Source organism: Paraburkholderia oxyphila NBRC 105797, from assembly GCF_000685075.1.
GTDB classification, from domain to species: Bacteria; Pseudomonadota; Gammaproteobacteria; order Burkholderiales; family Burkholderiaceae; genus Paraburkholderia; species Paraburkholderia oxyphila.
The window spans coordinates 86,063-100,859 of sequence record NZ_BAYD01000031.1; the positions used below are offsets into that span (position 1 = coordinate 86,063).

The following is a 14,797-nucleotide window of genomic DNA, read 5'->3' on the forward strand; positions in this document are numbered from 1 at the left end:
CGCCTAGAAAGAGTTTCCATTCTTTTTCCCCATCGCGGCGTAAGATAGAAGAAATTTCTAAGCTACGGGGAGGCCGGGAATGGATATCATCGACAGAAAGCTGGTTGAGCTGTTGCAGCAGGACGCGACCATGCCGGTGGCGGAACTCGCGCAGCGCGTGAATCTTTCGCAGACGCCGTGCTGGAAGCGCGTGCAGCGGCTCAAGGAAACCGGCGTGATCCGGGCCCAGGTGGCGCTGTGCGATCCGAAGAAGCTCGGCGTGGGCACGACGGTGTTCGTCGCCGTGCGCACCAACCAGCATACCGAGGCGTGGGCGCAGGCCTTCACGCGCGCGGTGCAGGAGATTCCGGAGATTGTCGAGGCGTATCGCATGAGCGGCGAGACCGACTATTTGCTGCGCGTGGTGGTATCGGATATCGACGACTACGACCGCGTCTACAAGCAGTTGATTCGCGCCGTGGCGCTTTTCGACGTGAGCTCCAGCTTTGCGATGGAGCAGATCAAATATTCGACGGCGCTGCCGGTGCGCGGCGTCTGAACGCCTGGCGGCGTCGGCCAACGGCGGAGCATCGCATTTGCCCGCAAGCCGTCTGCAAGGCGTGGCGGCGTAGAATGCCCGTTTCTTTTTTCATCTCCGAGGCAGGGCACGATACATGAACGATACGCGCAAGAAGAACCCCACCTTTGGCGTTGGCGTGATGATCGTGGTGGTGGTCCTCATCGTGATCGGCATCGTGCTTTTCAACGCGCTGCGCAGCAAGCACGAGTACGACGAGACCATGGGCGCACAGGCCACGAGTGCGGCTGCGAGCGCAGTCGCGTCGCCGGCGGCCAGCGCAGCAAGCGCCGCGCAGTGAGGCGCGCCCCGGCGCGGTGAGCGCCGGCGCGGCCCGATGCGGCGGCGACCGGGGCTGCCGCCGCCGCACCTTTATGCTTCGGGAAGCCGGATCACGCTCGCGTCCTTGCGCAGGACCCAGGACGCCGTGAGCATCTGCTTGCAGTGATGCGCGAGCAGCTTGACGTCCTGCGCGAATTCGCTGGCGGGGCCGAGCGTGCGTTCGGTCTCCACCACCATCGTGTCGAGCTCGCGCACCATGCGCCTCGTGATCTCGGTTTGATTGTCGGGTACCGGCGTGCCCGCTTCGGCGGCGACGAGATTCTCGCGCACGCAGTAGAGCGCGTGTTCCAGCGCATCGAGCTTGACGCCCGGTGCGGCATTCGCCGTGTCGCGCAAGAGCGGCGCGGTGGCCGTGATCTGCGAGGCCAGCACGTGGCCGCGCACGAGCAGGTCGTTGAGCTCGGGCACGAACTTCTGCGCCGACTTCGGCTCGAGCATCATGCGCTGGAACGCCTGGCCGAGATTGGCGAAGGCGACGTGCACGTTCTTGCGCGCGAGCCGGTAGCGGAAGTCACGCGCGAGCGCGGGGACGGCGGCACCCGCTGACGTCGACGGCGCGGAGCCCGTCTGTGCGGTTGCCTGAGCGGAGGGCTTCGTGCCGCCCGCCGATGCCGCAGACTGGCCGGGCGCGGACGACGGCTGCGTGTCGGCTTCGAGCGTGACGGTGGCTGGCTCGCCGGCTGCCTGTGCGGCTCGCGCCAATTCGCGCGCCGTGTTGGTGCCCACCGAGTCCGTGACCGGTATGTCCGCAACCGGCACGTCCGCAACCGGCACGTCCGCAACCGGCACGTCCGCAACCGGCGTGTCCGTGACCGCCGAGTCCGCAACCGGCGCCTCCGCAACCGGCATGTCTGCAACTGGCATGTCGACGACCGGCAAGTTTGCAACCGGCATGTCCGCAACGCGCGCACCGGCAACCGGCACATCCGCAACCCTTAGCTCCGCCACCGGCGCGCCGCTCGACGCCGTCGCGAACGCCGGCACGCGCGCGGCCGCCTCGGTGGGCATCGCCCCCGCAAAGGCCGGCTGTGCGCTGCGCGTGCGCCCGCTCCACCACCAGCTCGCCTCCAGATAGCTGCGCGTCGCGGCGATCATGTCGTTCACGAGCTTGCCCATCAGCCGGTATTCCCAGTAGGGGAACAGATGGCTCGCGCCAATGGCGATCATGCAGCCGATGACGGTGTCGATCGCGCGCTCGCCGATGATGCGCATGCTGCCAGGCGCGAGCAGATGGAACATCAGCAGCACATAGGCCGAGGTGAACACCACGCTCGCCGTGTAGTTGAAGAGCAGCAGGCTGTAGCTCATCACCATCGCCGCGAACATCGAGACGAGCAGCACGAGCGGCTGTTTGACGAGCAGGATCAGCGCGATGCTCGCCACGCAGCCGATCAGCGTGCCGACGATACGCTGCGCGTTGCGCTGGCGCGTGAGCGAGTAGCCGGGCTTGAGAATGATGATGCTCGTCATCACGATCCAGTAGGCGTTCGTGAGCGGCAACAGGCGACCGAGCCAGAAGCCCACGGCCACGGCAATCGTCACGCGCAGCGCGTGGCGAAAGCTGGGCGAGGCCATCGTGAGATTCGAGAAGATCTGCAGGAAGGGCACGCGCCGGCTCGTCACGAAGCGCGTGAGCGCCTCGTCGATACGCAGCTCCGTCTCGGTGGTGGGCACGTCGTTCGCGAGGTCGCGGCGCATGCGGTCGATCAGGCGCGTCGCGCTCCAGATGCGCCGGAACGAGGCCGAGATCGCCGCATAGGCCTCGGGGTCCTTGGTGGGCAGGTCGCGCTTCTTGAGCAGCTCGAGCTCATACTCGATCGCGCGCAGCTCGGCCTTCACGTTGACGCTCGCGCGCGGCGCCTCGTTTTGCAGCACGGCGAGGCCGATGTCCTCGAGATCGGCGGCGGCCTTGCGGATCAGGTCGCGGTAGAACGCCAGCAAATCCGAGCCGCCGAAGGTGTTGCGCACGAGCGGGTAGTCGGTATGCGCACCCACGAACAGCTCGTGCAGGTCGACGGTATTGATGAACAGGTTGAAGTGCATCGCGCGGCGCGCATCGATCTGCCCGCGCTTGAGCTTGGGCAGATTGCGCAGGACGATGTCGCGCGCGGCGTCCTGGCGCTCGACCGCCGCGATCTGCTTCGCGACGAGGTTGCGGTAGCACTCGTCGAGATCGTTGTCGAGGTCGAAGAACTGCGCGCGCGCGAGCAGATAGTCGGCGCACGCGAACACGCTTTCGGCGATCGCCTGCTGCTCGATGCGATCGACCATCAGCCGGCTCACGAGCGTGGACCAGCCCGTGTACCAGAGCCCGCCCAGCAGGATCCACAGTGCATTGACGAGCGCCTGGTGCGGCGTGAAATGGTCTTCGAGCGTCATCACCATCATGAACAGGGTGGCGAAGCTGATCTGCGGCCAGCGGTTGCCGTAGACGACGATCAGCGAGAGCGCGAAGGTGAGCGGCACGACGGCGGCCCAGAGCGCGACCGGGCTGAAGGTGGCGAGGCCCGTTGCGTAAGCGGAAAGAAAACCGATCACGCTGCACGCGAGCATTTCGTTGCGCTTGTACTTCAGCGGGCCCGGCATGTCGACCACGCACGCGCCGAGCGCGCCGGTCGAGATCGTGAAGCCGAGATCGCTCTTGTCGAAGACGAACAGGCACAGGATGGCCGGGAGCGAGATGCCGACCGCGATGCGCAGGCCGCCGTAGAAGTACTGGCTATAGAGGAATTTCCTGATTTCTACGGAGTAGCGCATCGACTGCCGGTGGTGTTCGGGTGCGGACGGTGCGCCGCGGACTGTGGCGGTGAGTTTAAATGATTTCGGGCGCGATCTGCCCGTCTCTGTATTGCGGCGTCGCGCGTGTGCGGCGTCAGTCTGCGCCCAGCGTGGAGGCGTCGCCGAGCAGGCCGCGCGTGCCCTGGATGCGGCGCATGCGCGTGCGATACCAGAAGGTCCACGCGAGCAGCGCGCCGAGCGCGCTATAGCCAATGATCGGCGAGACGATCAGAAAGCGCTCGACGGGCCAGGTGGCGGCGAGGTAGCTGCGCACGGCGCCGTCGGCGATGAGCCCGGCGCCCCAGACGAGGGTGAGCAGGCGCATGGCCGCGACGAAGCCGCGGTTCTCGGTCCACAGCTGTTCGAGCCGCGCGACGCCCTCGCGCGTTTCGCGTGCAACCGTGGCGCGCGTGAGGTAGAACACGAGCGGGCGTTTGGCCAGCAGCGAGAACAGGAACGCCGCGCCGATCGCGCCCGAAGCGAAGCATTCGCGCATCAGCAGCATGCGCATGCTGCCGCCGAACGCCATGGCGGCGAGCGAGAGGACGATGCCGAGCAGAATGATTGCCGAGAGCGCATCGATGCGCCGGAAGCGCACGAGCTCGATGATGCTCCAGGCGAGCGGCGGGATGGCCGAGGCAATGAGGCCGCCGACTTCGCCCCAGTAGGGCTGGGCGAGCCGGTACGCGATCCACGGCAGCAACAGGTTGACCGCCAGTTCGGCGACGAATGCTGGACGCAGCTTCATGGGCGATGCGCTCCAGAAAGGGATGAAAAATGGTTAAGCTTCGGGCCGGCCATCCGCAACTGACCCTCTTGCGACTGATGATACGCGCCTACGCATATCGTGTGCCCGAGCGCGTGTGGCGGGGTGCGTGTCCATGAGGGTGCGCGGCGCTGCGTCTTGCCGCATCTTGCTTCGCCTTGCGCGGCATGCCGAGCGCCGCTGGCCGCCGTATGCGACACTGCGAGGCTTGGCCCAGCCGGGCCGCTTTGCCGCTGTGTCCCCGCCCGCCATGACTGCCCGTTTGCCCGTTCCGCTGCACGAAGTCGAACTCGTTGCCGTTCGCGCTCAGGGCGCGGGCGGTCAGAACGTCAACAAGGTGTCGAGCGCGATCCACCTGCGCTTCGACATCCGCGCATCGTCGCTGCCCGAGGTGCTCAAGATGCGCTTGCTCGCGCTCGCCGACCGGCGCGTCTCGCACGAGGGCGTCGTCATCATCAAGTCTCAGGAATACCGCACGCAGGAGCAGAATCGCGCCGCCGCGCTCGCGCGTCTGGAGGCGCTCATCGACAGTGTGAGCGTGACGAGGAAGGCACGCGTGGCCACGCGTCCCACGCGCGCTTCCAAGCTGCGGCGCCTCGACAGCAAGGCCCGTAACAGCGAGGTGAAAGCCGGGCGCCGCCGCGTGCACGAATGATGCGGCGGATGGCGCGGCGACGTACGTCCCGAACCGCACACGAACCGCTATACGAACCGCAACATGAGCCGCAGCACGAGCCGCGCGGCCTCGCGCGCTCAACTGCATCGGCTAGCTCAGCGGCGCCTCGCGCAGCGCCAGCGCCGGCGGGAAATCCGCGCACAGCACATGCGTTGCGCCCGCGTAGTCGAGCGCGATGGCAGCGGTGTAGCACAGCGCGCCGTCATGAAGCGAGTAGTGCGGTCCCATCACGGTCACGCGGCCAGGCGCGGCGAGCGCGCGCCGGAAGTATTCGCGGCGCGACCAGTTGCTGTTCGTGTCCGGGTAGAACGGCGCGAGCCGCGGCGGCGGCCCGAGGCCCGGCGCCGCGATCGATGGCGCACGCTGTTCGCCCTGATCGTTCGCCGCGAAGACGCGCAGCGCATTGGCGCTCTCGAAAATCGCCGCCGCGGCGGCTTCGAGCGTGCCGCCCGAGGTCAGCACGCGCGCGCCGCGCAGCATGACGCGCGTCACCTCGCCAAGATCGACCTGCTCGTGCAGCCGGCTGCGGCGCCGATAGTCGGCGAAGCGTCGCCACATCGTTTGCGCGAGCGCGGGCGCGTCGGCGCTGGCCGCGCGCACCGAGGCATGCGGCTGGCCGAACCAGAAGCCCTGCACGAGATCGACGTCCGCCTCCATCAGCACCATCAGCTCGCTTTCGGTCTCGACACCCTCGGCGAGCACCATCGCGCCCGCATGGTGGAGGATCGAGACGAGATTGGCGATGAACGCGATCTGGCTCTCGTCGTTGGCCGCGCGCCGCACGAGCGAGCGGTCGAGCTTGACGATGTCGGGGCGGTAGCGCCAGACGCGATCGAAGTTCGAAAAACCCGCGCCGAAGTCATCGAGCGCAACGAGGAAATCGCGCCCGCCAGGCGGTGGGCGGGCCCCGAGGAACGAGGCGGGCTCGTCGCCGGCACGCTGCTCGAGCACTTCGATCACCACGCGCGCGTGCGGGAAGGCGAAGTGGCGGCACAGGCCGTCGATGGCGGCTTGCGTCGGCCAGTCCCCGGGCGTGGGGCGCGGCAGCGAGTTGAGGAAGAGCCAGCCCGAAGCGACCCCTTGCGCGGTGAAGTTGGCGAGATGCAGGCAACGCGCGAGCTCATCGAGTTCGCGGGCGGCCTCGGGCGTCGCGCGCGCGAATAGCGTGGCCGGACCGATGCCGCCGGGCGTGACGTCGGTGTCGGCGACGCGCAGCAGCGCCTCATAGCCGACCACGCGCTGATGCGTGATCGAGAGCACCGGCTGGAATGCGCTTTCGAGCAGCGTCCCGCGCCAGCGCGCCCGAAAGCCGCCGTCATGCGGTTCCAGATGCGTGAGCAGCGTGGCGAGCGATGCCTGCGTGTTCGACATGGCGCTTGGGGCGCACCTCGTGGCGGGTGATTGAAGTCGCGGGCCGGTTACAGCCGGTCAGGCGAAAGCGGATTTGACTGCGCTCGCGCGCGCAAGGACTGGCACGCAGACGAACGACAGGCGATGACGCGCAGGCTCAGGGGAAAAGGCGGTCTGGGCAGTACGCTTTACCGCCAGTGTTCGGAGGTTCGGCAAATTATGCCCGCCAGACGGCGGGCAGGGCGGCCGCGCGGGAAGGGCGGCTGACGGGCTCGACGCCGCGGCTCGAGGGCCGCGCGGGCACCGCTCAGGTGCCCCGACGTGCAGGGGGCACTCAATGAGCCGCTGATGTGTCCGTCGAGTGGCGTTAGTGGGCTGTATGGGGCACGTCGAGGATCAGGATGATGGTCCAGTCGGCGTCGCCTTCGTGGTGATACTGGCGCTCGGCGACGATGAACGGCTGCTGCTTGCCTTGCGGCCCGAGGAACAGCACGTCGCCTTCCATCGGCAGGCATTCGATGGGGGGCAGCGCGAGAATATCGTCGCCGCTTTTGCCGCGGGGCATCAGCTTTTCAATCTTGCGGGATGCCGCTTCGGTCCATTCGATGTCGAGCTGGATGTTGCTCATGGATGTTTCTCCGCGCGCGTCGCGCACAAACGGGTGGTGAATTCGGGGTGCGCGACTTTAGCATACCGCGCGCGAAGCGACTTGCAGGCATGCTGGCGGCCGAGGCAAGAAAAAAGCCGATACCGGGGACCGGCATCGGCTCGTTCGGCATGGCGCAGCGCGGACCCGCCGCGGCATGGGCCAGCATATGGCACCTGAGCGGCACCTCAGGGCGCCCCAGCGTTGCGCAGGCTCAGCGAGGACGGCAATGAGCGCGGCGACAAGCGGATGCGCGCTGCGCCCGCCTCGCACGGCCGATGCGCAAAACCTTACTCAGCAGCCTTGGCAGGCGCCATGTGATGCGAATGGCCTTCCTTCTTGTGATGCTTCATGGGCATCTTCTCGGCCGGCGCCTGAGCGGCGGCTTCCTGGCGCGACTGCAGATCCTGGGCACGCTGCTCGACGTCGGCAGCCCGGGCCGGGTCGGTGCTCATCGTGATGCCATTTTCCGTTTGCGCATAGGCAGCGCCCGTCAGGGCGGAGAGCGAAATCAGGACTGCGAGGGACACTTTTTTCATGACTACCTCCGAAGGAGCGGTTTATGGACCCAGCCGGTGCCTGCCAAGCAGGATTGGCATGCCATTCTAACGATCAAATACTCGTTCCAGATGACATCGCATAAGGCATACGCATGCCTGTTACATATCTTTACATATCCTCGCGGATCTTGTCGCGCATTGGTCATCGCGTGTCCTATAGCGTGTCCGTTTAGCCACGCAAGCTAGAACCAGCCGAGCATCCGGTACACATAAAACTGCGCAATCCCAATCAATTCGTGCAACGCGGTTTCCGCGTCGCGCAGATTGGCGAGGCGCGGCCAGATTCCCATGCTCACGCGGCGCACGTCGGACACGGCCGGCACCGGATTCATCCGGAAGCGCTGGAAGTCCAGCATCGCGCGTGGCATGTGATAAGCCGAGGTTACGACGAAGAGCGTGTCAGCGCGTTGGGCGTGCACGATCGGCGCAACATTGCGTGCGTTTTCCCAGGTCGTGAGGCTGCGGTTCTCGAGCACGAGGTCACGCCTGGCGACACCGGCGCGCAACAGCCATGGCGCGTAGGTATCGGCTTCGCTGGCAGCGTGATGCTGTGGGTTGCCGCCGCTCACGATCACCTTGCAGGTTCCGCCGGCCGCGAGGCACTTCGCCTGCAGCGCCGCGGCCAACGCGATGCGGGCGTACACGTCGTGCTTGGGCACGAGCGTGCCGTCGGCGCGTTTGTCCGTGCCGCCGCCGAGCATGACGATCGCCGTGCGCAGGCCGAACGCCGAAGCTGGCATGGTCGCCGGATCGTAGGGAGTGCGATAGTTCTCGGGCTGTGCCAGATCGACTAGCGGTTTGGCGAGCCATCCCGATCCGAGCAGCCAGAAAAGGACGACAGCGGCTATCGCGATCGGCCGACGGGCGCCATGCCACAGCATGAACAGCGCAAAAAATAGCGCAAATAATCCGAATAGAATCAATTTGAATGAGGTAACGTATTGTTTTCGGGATGATGCGTGTCGGACACCGGTGCGCCGCACGTTCGGGGGCCCGAATAACCTGCAGTCCTTGCCACGGCGCAAGGAAACGGCAGGGCGCCTGGCCGCGCATCGTGCAGCCGTCGCAGCCCTCGCCGGCATTGCGCCGCAGCAGGCGGGATGGCAGCAGGACTGCATTTTAAGAAAGAAGTGAGATGACCACGTATTCCAACGAAGCAGTACTCGAAGCGTTGCGGCGGGTGCAGTATCGGCAGGTCCCGTGGGCGCGACGCCCAGAAGTCTTTCAATATTTGCGCGACCTGGGGTTCATGGACACCGTCAGGCAGCGCACCGTTGCTCCCGCCCCTGGCTTTCATGCGCCGGTCGATATCGCCGTGCTCACCGACCGCGGACGCGCCGAATTCGCGCGCCTCGCCCGCGACGAACGCTCCCTGAACTGGACTGCGCAACGCATAGCCGACTATGTGGCCGACGCCGTCGTGCAGTCGTCCGACGAAGCCGGCCAATCCGGCTTATAGCCGCGCCAAAAAAAAGCCCGTATCGGAAGATACGGGCTTACCGGAATTACTGCTGCCACGCTGTGCTTGATGGCAAAGAGTAGACAGGCTTCAGGCGCGGTGGTTCCCCATCATCGACACGCAGATGTTGGCGCTGTGTTCGCCATCCAACGTTTTCCCGTTTCGTTTACCGTTTCTTTGTGCCGCCGCTTCGTGCCACTTCCCGACCGCGCGGTTATCGGTTGCGTGGGGTGTCCTGCCGGTCCTGGCGCGGCGGCGCGCTGCGACGCGCGTTATCGGCGATGTCACTGCGCAGGTTGCCACGTGGCACCGGTTGCGCGGCGCCTTTGGCGCGACGGTCGTCGACGAGTCCCCACGGTTGCTTGCCGGTGTGCGCCGCGGACAGCTGCGGCGTGCCGGAGCGCGGGGGCTGGGCGTTGGCGTCGGGTGTCAGCAAGGACGCGAGCGGGGCCGAGAGCGTGAGAAGCGCGAGGAGTGCGAGGGCGGAGAGCGAAACCATGAAGCCCCGGTTGAGCAGAGTCATGGTTTTCATGGCAGCCTCCCGTCAGAACGGGTAGTTCACGTTAGTAGACATGGCTCTAAGCTAATGGCCGCCGCGAAAGCGCGCTGTAAATATTGGTAAATAGATGTTTCGTACGCACCGATCCCGGTGCGGCATCGGTCCGGCCAGACCCGAACCCGGGCGGCCACGAAGGGGCAATGTTGTTGAGTCCGGTGGCGATCACGCAAGGCGCTTCGCGAGCCGCGTGAGACACAGACGATGATGTCCGGCAGACCGGGCCGGTTGGGGAGTGTCGCGTGGCATGCGCCGCGGAACTCGGGCGCCGGGCGCGTGCAGCGCCCGGCGGGAAAGGACAAAAGGCGAAAGGTACAGGCCGCGTGCCGAAGGCTCAGGCCATCTTGACGGGCGCGCGCCACGACTCGGGATTGGTCCAGAAGGCGCCGCGCAGGCGGTCGCGGCTCGGCGGCGCCGGCGGTTTCGTGGCCGTCGCGCCAATGCGTCCGCGCAGCGAAATTTCGCGGCCGCTCGTGCTCAGGCGCTTCACGATCTCGGCGAGCGTGCCGTCGGCCTGCCACTCGTCGAAGCGGCGGCGGCAGGTAGGCGGCGAGGGGTAGCGGCCCGGCAGCTTGGACCAGCCTTCACCGGTCGAGAGCACCCACAGCACTGCATTGACCACGGCGCGCGCTTCGACGCGGGGCCGCCCACGCCGTTCGCTCCGTGCGGGTTCCGCACAGAACAACGCCTCGACCAGCGCCCATTCGTTGTCTCTCAAATCGTCGAACAGCATCATGTTTCACCTCAGCGAAGCTATCTCCGGTGCGCTGCCCCGCGCTGCGCACTCTTCATGTACTTCCGGCCGGCTGGCGGAGTACCAGGCGGAATCGGTTTGGACGGGCCAGTCTCGAAAAGCCGTGGACCGTCCGGCGATCCTGTACGTGCCTTAATGCGAGAAGCGTGCCAGCTCGCACGCTTTCGTCTCGAAGCCGCGTGGCATCAAGCCCGCGCGGGTGCTTGCCAGGGCCGTATGAGACTCGAAAACGCATCGCCGGGAAATCGGGACAATCACCAATCTTGTGCACGCAGGCCCACTGGGCGTGCGTTTGCGCCGTATTGCTGCATTGCGGCGAAACAATCGCGGGCAACCACGACTGGACATGTGTGGCTGTAACATGCTTGTCGTAAGTCATAAAATTGCATGAAACCGAAGAATTCATGAGGCGGGCGGATGAATGTGACGTTGCGGCAGTTGCGGGTGTTCATCGAAGTGGCGCGCCTGCAAAGCTTCAGCCGGGCGGGCGATGAAATCGGACTCACGCAGTCCGCGGTGAGCCGCTGCGTGCGCGAGCTGGAGGCGGAGATGGGCGTGAAGCTCGTCGACCGCACCACGCGCGAGGTCCAGCTGACCGATGTCGGTGCCAACCTGATCGCGAGTATTCCGCGCCTGATCGGCGACCTCGACGACGCGCTGCGCGAGATCCGCGAAATTGGCGAGCAGCGGCGCGGCCGCGTCGTCGTGGCGGCGAGCCCGACCGTCGCGTGCCGGCTGATGCCCGAGGTCGTGGCCGCCTGCGGGCAGCAGTTCCCCTATGTGACGCTCGGCCTGCGCGACGACGTGCAGAGCGACGTGCTGCGCAAGGTGCGCTCGGGCGAAGTGGATTTCGGGGTGGTCATCGGGCCTTTTGCGGCGGAGGATCTCGAAACCGAGCTGCTGACCACGGATTCCTTCTGCGTGGTCGTGCGCAGCGACCACGCGCTCGCGCGCGAGGAGCAGGTCTCGTGGAAGGCGCTCGACGGTGAGGCGCTCGTGTTGCTTGACTACGCCTCGGGCAGCCGCCCGTTGATCGACGCCGTGCTGAAAGAGCAGGGCGTGCAGGCGCGCGTCGTGCAGGAACTGGGGCATCCGGCGACGGCATTCGGCCTCGTGGAGGCCGGGGTGGGGGTGAGCGTGCTGCCGCGGTTCGCGCTGCCGGTGCCGGCGGGCTCGTCGCTGCTCGCGCGCGCGCTCGTGCCGCGCGCCGAACGCACCGTCGAGCTCGTGCGCCGGCGCGACCGCTCGCTCTCGCCCGCCGCCGAGGCCGTGTGGGCGCTGATCCGCCAACTGGACGCCGGCCCCGAGGAGATGCGCAGCGCATGGCGGGCGTGAGCGACGCGGCGCGCAAGCCCCGCGGACGGGCCTTCGCCACGCCGCCTCGCGCGCTACACTGTTGACCTTTCGCAAACGCGAAATCCCTGCCGACCTTTCCGGAAGCCCCGATGCGCGATCTCGATCTGTCTTCGCCCGCTACTCGTTCGCTCGATTCCACGCTCGCCGCATCGGGTACCGCCGCCCCGGCCGCGGCGCGCGACGCGGTAAGGGCGCTGCGCTCGTCGCAGATCCGCGAGGTGGCGAACGCGGGCTTCGATGTCGCCGACGTCCTGCCGTTCTGGTTCGGCGAATCCGATCGCGTGACGCCGGCGTTCATCCGCGAAGCCGCTGCTGAGGCGCTCATGCGCGGGGAAACGTTCTATACGCACAATCTCGGCATCATGCCGCTGCGCGAGGCGCTCGCGAGATACGTGAGCGAGCTGCACGGCGCGACGCCGATGGAGAACGTCGCGGTCACGAGCGCCGGCGTGAACGCGCTGATGCTCGCCGCGCAACTCGTCGTGGGCGCGGGCGACCGGGCGGTTGCGGTGACGCCGCTCTGGCCGAATCTCGTAGAGATTCCGAAGATCCTCGGCGCGACGGTCGAGACGATCTCGCTCGACTACGGCGAGCGGGGCTGGGCGCTCGATCTGGACCGTCTCCTGAGCGCGCTCACGCCCGACACGAAGCTGCTCATGATCAACTCGCCGAACAACCCGACCGGATGGGTGATGACGCGCGACGAGCAGCGCACCGTTCTGGAGCATTGTCGTCGTCACGGGATCTGGATCGTCGCCGACGAAGTCTATGAACGGCTCTATTACGGCGAGGCTGGCGAGCGGACGGCGCCGTCGTTTCTCGATCTGGCGTCGCGCGAAGAGCGACTGATTTGCGTCAATTCATTCTCGAAAGCATGGCTCATGACGGGCTGGCGGCTCGGCTGGATCGTCGCGCCGCGCGTGCTCATGGACGACCTCGGCAAACTGGTCGAATACAACACGTCGTGCGCGCCTGCGTTCGTGCAGCAGGCGGGTGTCGTCGCGCTCGAAGAGGGCGAGGCGTTCACACGATCACTCGTGGCCGACCTGCGCGCCTCGCGCGATCATCTCGCGGCGGCGCTCGCGACGCTGCCGGGCGTCGACGTGAAAGTGCCGCACGGTGCGATGTACCTGTTTTTCAAGCTGGCTGGGGCGGAACAAAGCCTGGAATTGTGCAAGGCGCTGGTGCGCGACGTGGGCCTCGGGCTTGCGCCGGGCAGCGCGTTCGGCCCGCAAGGCGAGGGTTTCGTGCGCTGGTGCTATGCCTGTGATCCGGCCCGGCTCGACGCCGGCGTCGAGCGCCTGTCGCGCTATCTCGCGAGCCGCTGAGCGGGTTCGATGGCGCGGCGGGACGTTTGCACCACGGCGCGCGCCATGCAGGGGGCATCGGCGGGCCTCGCGGCGGATTCCGGCAGACAAAAGCGAGCCTTGCGCCGTCTTTACGCCCCCGGCGTTTTTGCGTAAGATGACGTTCAGTCACGCGATTCCCTGCGGGAATTTCGCTGCTCCGTCCGGCTGGGTCTGGCACTTTGCCTGTTTCTGTGTTGTATAACGGCCCCCCGGTGCGTGCTCCCATCAATATGACCGATCAGAATCGGGCGAGCGCGTCTCCAGTTCCACATCGTCTTTCGTCTGTCTGATCCGGTTCCTTGAACCTGATTTACCTTACTTAGGGTCTGACCTGGCTGCATGAATACCCAAGAGGCGAAAATCGTCCTCGAGACTGCATTGATCTGCACGCAGGAGCCGTTGAAAATTGGCGATCTGCGCAAACTGTTTGCCGACGACATTTCGGCCGACACAGTCCGCAACCTGCTCGAAGACCTGCGGCACGAATGGTCCGGGCGCGGCGTGGAACTGGTGGGCCTCGCGTCCGGCTGGCGCTTTCAGAGCAAGCCGGCCATGCGCACCTACCTCGACCGCCTGCATCCCGAGAAGCCGCCGCGTTATTCGCGCGCCGTGCTCGAAACGCTCGCGATCATCGCGTACCGGCAGCCGGTCACGCGCGGCGATATCGAAGAGATTCGCGGGGTGACGGTGAACACGCAGGTCGTCAAGCAGCTCGAGGACCGCAACTGGATCGAAGTGATTGGCCACCGGGATGTGCCGGGCCGGCCGGCGCTTTACGCAACGACGCGTCAGTTTCTGGACGACCTCGGCCTGAAGTCGCTCGAAGAGCTGCCGCCGCTCGACGACCCGTCGAGCCAGCTGGGCGAGCAATTGCTGGCCCAGCACGCGATCGAATTTCCCGAGAGCGAGGTAGCGCAGCTGGTTGCCGCCGGCATGCCGGAAAGCGGCGAAGCGCCTGCACCGATCTCGGCCGATGCGGCTATCGAGCAAGAGGCGCCTGCGCCGGGCATGGCCGATGCGGCCGCGCAGGATGCGGCCCATGCCGATGCATTGGCGCCGGCGCATGACGCGATTGGCGCCGCTGCAGACGCGGGTAGCGAAGCGGCCAGCGACGTGATCGATGGCGCGGCAAGCGGCGCAGCAAGCGGCGAGGCAGTGACCCCGCACGCGGACCGTCACGACGAAGTCCGCAGCGATACGCAGGAAACGACGGCGCCCGCCTGGCACACCGCCGGTGCGCCCGAAGAAGCACACCCGAGCCGCAGCGACGCGGCGCAGGACGACCCCGTCTCGACGACGGACGACGAAGCCGCTCCACGCGGCGTCTGACGCAACAAACACTTTTGACGCGCCTTGGGCAATCCATTGCGAGCGGGCGCGCAACCTGACATTTCGAGGTTGTTTTGACTGATATCCACGACACCGATTCGACCGATGCGTCCGAATCCGCGCGTCGCACGTCTTCGGCGCGCGACGACGACACGCGCGCCGACCAGGGCGACGTCGCTGGCCAGCCGGAAGGCGTTGCCGGGGGCGAGGACCGTCCCCGCCGCGGCCTGCGCCGCGGTCCGCGCAGCCTGATCGCGCGCCGCCGCGCGGGCGCGAAGACCAAGGCCGGCGAAGGCGCCGCTGCGGCTGAGTCCGCGCCG

General features: G+C 66.6%; 14 protein-coding genes and 2 pseudogenes. 8 read left to right on the forward strand and 8 right to left on the reverse strand.

Features of this window, described 5'->3' with window-relative positions:
- Positions 1–79: 79 nt before the first annotated feature.
- Entirely contained in the window at positions 80–538 is a 459-nt protein-coding gene (locus tag BO1_RS20415; RefSeq protein WP_028219143.1) for an Lrp/AsnC family transcriptional regulator, read from the forward strand.
- Positions 539–653: 115 nt separating this feature from the next.
- Positions 654–857: a hypothetical protein gene (locus BO1_RS20420; protein ID WP_028219144.1), complete on the forward strand. Its 204-nt coding sequence runs from the start codon at positions 654–656 to the stop codon at positions 855–857.
- A gap of 71 nt (positions 858–928) precedes the next feature.
- Here the strand turns inward: BO1_RS20420 and BO1_RS20425 are convergent, their stop codons facing one another.
- Both BO1_RS20425 and BO1_RS20430 read right to left on the reverse strand, forming a co-directional pair.
- A complete protein-coding gene (locus BO1_RS20425) occupies positions 929–3,655 on the reverse strand; it encodes an FUSC family protein (protein ID WP_028219145.1) in 2,727 nt (908 codons plus the stop codon).
- Positions 3,656–3,770: 115 nt separating this feature from the next.
- Positions 3,771–4,424: a VC0807 family protein gene (locus BO1_RS20430; RefSeq protein ID WP_028219146.1), complete on the reverse strand. Its 654-nt coding sequence runs from the start codon at positions 4,422–4,424 to the stop codon at positions 3,771–3,773.
- Positions 4,425–4,692: 268 nt separating this feature from the next.
- Between BO1_RS20430 and arfB the strand changes: the two genes are divergently transcribed.
- Complete coding sequence (arfB, locus tag BO1_RS20435) at positions 4,693–5,097, forward strand: alternative ribosome rescue aminoacyl-tRNA hydrolase ArfB (protein ID WP_028219147.1); 405 nt, start codon at positions 4,693–4,695, stop codon at positions 5,095–5,097.
- Positions 5,098–5,208: 111 nt separating this feature from the next.
- Here the strand turns inward: arfB and BO1_RS20440 are convergent, their stop codons facing one another.
- From BO1_RS20440 to BO1_RS20455, 4 genes are all read right to left on the reverse strand, one after another.
- Positions 5,209–6,489: an EAL domain-containing protein gene (locus BO1_RS20440; RefSeq protein ID WP_028219148.1), complete on the reverse strand. Its 1,281-nt coding sequence runs from the start codon at positions 6,487–6,489 to the stop codon at positions 5,209–5,211.
- 346 nt (positions 6,490–6,835) lie between these two features.
- Entirely contained in the window at positions 6,836–7,096 is a 261-nt protein-coding gene (locus BO1_RS20445) for a hypothetical protein (RefSeq protein WP_028219149.1), read from the reverse strand.
- A gap of 308 nt (positions 7,097–7,404) precedes the next feature.
- Positions 7,405–7,653: a hypothetical protein gene (locus BO1_RS20450; protein WP_028219150.1), complete on the reverse strand. Its 249-nt coding sequence runs from the start codon at positions 7,651–7,653 to the stop codon at positions 7,405–7,407.
- Positions 7,654–7,856: 203 nt separating this feature from the next.
- Positions 7,857–8,555 carry a YdcF family protein gene (locus BO1_RS20455; RefSeq protein WP_028219151.1) on the reverse strand — a complete coding sequence of 233 codons (699 nt, stop codon included), beginning with the start codon at positions 8,553–8,555 and terminating at the stop codon, positions 7,857–7,859.
- Between the two features lie 254 nt (positions 8,556–8,809).
- On the opposite strand from BO1_RS20455, the gene BO1_RS20460 reads away from it, so the two are divergent.
- Positions 8,810–9,133 carry a hypothetical protein gene (locus BO1_RS20460; protein ID WP_028219152.1) on the forward strand — a complete coding sequence of 108 codons (324 nt, stop codon included), beginning with the start codon at positions 8,810–8,812 and terminating at the stop codon, positions 9,131–9,133.
- A gap of 214 nt (positions 9,134–9,347) precedes the next feature.
- Here BO1_RS20460 and BO1_RS20465 read toward each other — a convergent pair whose 3' ends face one another.
- Positions 9,348–9,665, reverse strand: a complete 318-nt coding sequence (locus BO1_RS20465) for a hypothetical protein (RefSeq protein ID WP_156992335.1) — start codon at positions 9,663–9,665, stop codon at positions 9,348–9,350.
- A 361-nt stretch (positions 9,666–10,026) separates the two neighbouring features.
- Positions 10,027–10,422, reverse strand: a pseudogene (locus BO1_RS20470) (transposase); the annotation flags it as partial.
- Positions 10,423–10,860: 438 nt separating this feature from the next.
- On the opposite strand from BO1_RS20470, the gene BO1_RS20475 reads away from it, so the two are divergent.
- The 4 genes and pseudogenes from BO1_RS20475 to BO1_RS20490 form a co-directional block, all read left to right on the forward strand.
- On the forward strand, positions 10,861–11,778 hold the full coding sequence (locus BO1_RS20475; RefSeq protein WP_028219154.1) for a LysR family transcriptional regulator: 918 nt from the start codon (positions 10,861–10,863) through the stop codon (positions 11,776–11,778).
- Positions 11,779–11,888: 110 nt separating this feature from the next.
- Positions 11,889–13,127, forward strand: a complete 1,239-nt coding sequence (locus tag BO1_RS20480) for a pyridoxal phosphate-dependent aminotransferase (protein WP_028219155.1) — start codon at positions 11,889–11,891, stop codon at positions 13,125–13,127.
- Between the two features lie 360 nt (positions 13,128–13,487).
- The gene (gene scpB, locus BO1_RS20485; RefSeq protein WP_028219156.1) at positions 13,488–14,477 is read left to right on the forward strand and encodes an SMC-Scp complex subunit ScpB; all 990 of its coding nucleotides are present in this window, start codon (positions 13,488–13,490) and stop codon (positions 14,475–14,477) included.
- A gap of 74 nt (positions 14,478–14,551) precedes the next feature.
- A pseudogene (locus BO1_RS20490) lies at positions 14,552–14,797 on the forward strand (23S rRNA pseudouridylate synthase B); the annotation flags it as partial.